At 65.7% G+C, this 2,775-nt stretch carries 3 protein-coding genes; 1 reads left to right on the forward strand and 2 read right to left on the reverse strand.

What is annotated here, in order from left to right:
* A partial coding sequence (locus L972_RS21860) for a sigma 54-interacting transcriptional regulator (RefSeq protein ID WP_047437926.1) occupies window positions 1-1,129 on the forward strand: 1,129 nt, incomplete at its 5' end.
* 95 nt (window positions 1,130-1,224) lie between these two features.
* Here the strand turns inward: L972_RS21860 and L972_RS09810 are convergent.
* Complete coding sequence (locus L972_RS09810; RefSeq protein ID WP_047437875.1) at window positions 1,225-2,307, reverse strand: glycerol dehydrogenase; 1,083 nt, start codon at window positions 2,305-2,307, stop codon at window positions 1,225-1,227.
* Between the two features lie 125 nt (window positions 2,308-2,432).
* Window positions 2,433-2,775, reverse strand: a 343-nt coding sequence (locus tag L972_RS21865; RefSeq protein WP_047437930.1) for an HPr family phosphocarrier protein, incomplete at its 5' end; no start/stop codon positions are given.

Genomic DNA, 2,775 nt, shown 5'->3' on the forward strand with positions numbered 1-2,775 from the left:
GCTGGCCATCAGGGGGCAGACGCCGCTCAGCCATGTGGAGGTGACGCTGGAGCGGCTTGGCGCTCAGGAGGGGGAGTTTATCAATGCGCTGGTGAGCCTCAAGCCGCTGCCGGGGCCGGAGGGGGTCAGCTTTATTGCCCTGCTGCACCCGGTCGATCGGCTGCGGGCCATTCACCATCTGCGCCAGACGGTGCCCGAGCTGTCGGCACTGGTGGGGGAATCGAGCGCCATGCGCAAGCTGCTGCGCTACGCCCGGCAGGCGGCCCAGAGTCAGGGGCCGATCCTGCTGCGCGGTGAGGAGGAGGTGGGCAAGGCCCAGCTGGCGGAGGCGATCCACTTTGGCAGTGAGCGGGCCGCCGGGCCGCTTATTACCCTCAACTGCAAGGCGCTGCCGAGCGAGCGGATGGCGCTGGAGTTGATGGGTTCCGACGAGGCGGGGCAGGAGCGGGCGGGCAAGTTCGAGCTGGCCCACGGTGGCACCCTGGTGCTGGAGCAGGTGGAGTGTCTCTCTGCCCCCATGCAGGCGGCGCTGCTGCAACTGCTCAAGACAGGCCGCATTCAGCGCTTCGATTCGGCCCGCATCCTGCCGCTCAAGGTGCGGATCATCGCCACCAGCAGCGCCCCGCTGGAGCAGCTGGTACAGGAGGGGCTGTTTGGCCGCCAGCTGCTCTATGCCTTGCAGGCGTGCGAGCTGTGGCTGCCGGGATTGCGTGAGCGCGCGGCGGATTTGCCGGGCCTTATCAGCCAGCAGTTGGCGGCGCAGGGGCGCGAGCCGGTACGCCAGTTCAGTCCGGCGGCCCTCGACTGTCTGCTCGCCTATCCCTGGCCCGGCAATCTGGGGGAGCTGCGTAGCGCCGTCGAGCATGCCCTGCTACACGCCGGTCAGGGGCCGATCCCGCCCGAGGCGCTGCCCGCCGCCATTCGGCACGGTTATCAGCGGGTAGCGGATGAGGTGGTGGGGCAGCCGCTGCTCACCCTGGCGGAGCTGGAGCGCCAAGCCATTTTGCGCTGCGCCCATGCCTGCAAGGGGCAGGTGAGCCAGATGGCCCAACATCTTGGTATCAGCCGCACTACCCTGTGGCGGCGGCTCAAACTGCTCGAGATCGATCCCGCCGACTATCACGGCTGATGGCTATTGAGGCCGTTGCAAACCGGCCCGTAGAAAACGAAACGGCCCCGCAGTTGCGGGGCCGTTTTTATATGGCAAGGTCAGTGGTGGCGCTGCTACAGCCCCAGTTGGTGGGCGGTGACGATGGCCGCCAGCACATCCTCGGCGGTGACCTTGAATGGCATATTGTGGATGGTCTCGCCCTCGGCGGTTGAGGCTTTGGCCACCTCCATCAGGCGCGCCATATCCAGCTCCTTGACCCCCATCATATGGAGGTTGGTCGGCAGGCCCACCGAACGGCAGAAGGCCAGCACAGTTTCGATCTCCGCCATCGGCGCATTCTCCAGCACCAGCTGCACCAGGGTACCGAACGCCACTTTCTCACCGTGGTAGAGGTGGTGACACTCGGCCAGCTGGGTCAGACCGTTGTGGATGGCGTGGGCGGCGGCCAGCCCGCTGCTCTCGAAGCCGATACCGCTCAGGTAGGTGTTGGCCTCGATGATGTTCTCCACCGCCTTGGTGCAGAGCCCCTGTTCCACCGCCAGCTTGGCCTTGTAGCCATCGGCCAGCAGGGTCTTGTAGCAGAGCTCGGCAATGGCCTGCGCCGCCAGCATAGAGGCACCACCGGCCATGGTCTGGCAACCGGAGACCTTGTTGGCGCGCGCCTCGAAGTAGGTGGAGAGCGCATCCCCCATGCCGGAGACCAAGAGCCGCACCGGGGCGCGGGAGACCACGCCGGTATCCATGATGACCATGTTGGGGTTGGTCGGGATCATCAGGTATTCGCTGAACTGCCCCTCCGGGGTGTAGATGACCGCCAGCGCGCTGGTGGGGGCATCGGTGGAGGCGATGGTCGGCACTATGACCACCGGCACCTTCTGGTAGAAGGCGACCGACTTGGCGGTATCCAGCGTTTTGCCGCCGCCGATGCCGATGATGACGTCAAACGGGGTCTGCTTGCAGCGGGCCAGCAGGCGGTCGATCTCGGGGCGGGAGCACTCGCCGTTGAAGCAGTCGAACTCGGGCTTGATCCCCGCGCCGTGGAAGCTGGTAGCCACGGTATCGCCGACCAGCTTGGTGACGAAGGCGTCGGCCAGAATAAGTGGCTTGCTGCCGAGCGCTTTGACGTAGTTGCCGATATTGGCGAGGGCCCCGTTGCCTTGTACGTATTTGCTGGGGCTGATGATAATGCGGTCCATATTCTATCCCTCTCTCTTTATGAATTAAGAATCGGGGCGAAGGGGCGGCTGTGCCGGGGACTCCTTCGTCTTGAATGAAGCTGCACTGGCTCAGCGAGCGAGTGCAGCCCCTTGAAACAGTGGCGTCAGTCGCCGAAGCGATCAAAGGCCAGCTGCTGGAAGCAGGCCATGGCGGCGGTGGCATCCTCGCCGCGCGCCAGCAGGGTGAGCTGGTCGCCCTGACGCACGTTGAGCATGGCGAGCCGGGTCAGGCTTCGGGGATTGGCCTCTTTATCCCCCTTTTGCAGCTTGAGTTCAGCGGCAAAGGGCTTGAGGGCGGCCACCAGTCGGGCGGCGGGGCGCACATGCAGGCCGTGGGGGTTATCCACCACCACCTCGCAGCGCAGCCAGCCGTCGTCGGCAACGGGGGCTGTCTCGGTGGCGGCTTGCGCTGGGCTGGCAGGCAGCATCGCCTGTTTCGGGCCCAGC

The organism is Aeromonas sp. ZOR0001 (assembly GCF_000801015.1).
Classification (GTDB): domain Bacteria; phylum Pseudomonadota; class Gammaproteobacteria; order Enterobacterales; family Aeromonadaceae; genus Aeromonas; species Aeromonas veronii.

Bases quoted from the DNA above. Each gene is read 5' to 3' on its own strand.
- L972_RS09810 (WP_047437875.1), bottom strand. From the start codon at position 2,307: ATGGACCGCATTATCATCAGCCCCAGCAAATACGTACAAGGCAACGGG.